This window comes from Vibrio sp. 1288 (assembly GCF_033344475.1).
This window is the reverse complement of the sequence record NZ_JAWPOX010000735.1, coordinates 1-617: the sequence shown is the minus strand read 5'-3', so window position 1 is coordinate 617 and position 617 is coordinate 1. Positions and strand designations below refer to the sequence as shown.

Here is a 617-nt window from a genome sequence, read left to right as displayed (position 1 = left end):
CAATAATAAGTAGCAGCCGGCGGGCTGCTTTTTTTATGCCGAGAATTTAGGCCTGAATGACTTTAGATGAATGTTTGAGGCGCACGTTTTGAGCCGATAACTGTGAGGAGAAATGGCGCTCTATACTATAGATTAACTGAATGAAATTGGCTGTTGGATTTGCTTGGTTAATTTAACACTTGGGGTGCGAAATTTACCATGCTGATATAAATATAAAAATGAAAAATTTATTAAGTTGTTGAATTTAAAGGATTAAAAAGTTGGCATCGTATGTGCAATATCTAAATTGTAACCAAAATGAACTGCTAATCCTCAAGGAGCTTATTATGAAAAGCGTAATTCTATCTACTCTAGGTCTTATTGTTGTAACTTCATCGCCAATCGCTGCTGCTAACACTTTAGACAGAGAAGAGTGGAGCTCAGATTTACGTCAGGACTTTTCTGAAATGAAGCATGAAGCTGTAGCAGATATTCAGCAAATGAACATAGACGCAATTGATGCGCGTGATGCTCGAATCGTGAAAAACATCAAAGATGAGCAGGCACAGCTGGTAAAGGTGAAGTGCCGCAAAGACGAAGCGAGCAAGTCATAACCTCAGATTGTGAACAATCAATAA

General features: G+C 38.4%; 1 protein-coding gene. It reads left to right on the top strand.

Annotation, left to right across the window (positions count from 1 at the left end):
• Positions 1–326 precede the first annotated feature (326 nt).
• Positions 327–593 (top strand): hypothetical protein, encoded by a 267-nt coding sequence (locus R8O11_RS29065; protein ID WP_005464185.1) that lies wholly within the window; start codon positions 327–329, stop codon positions 591–593.
• Positions 594–617 lie beyond the last annotated feature (24 nt).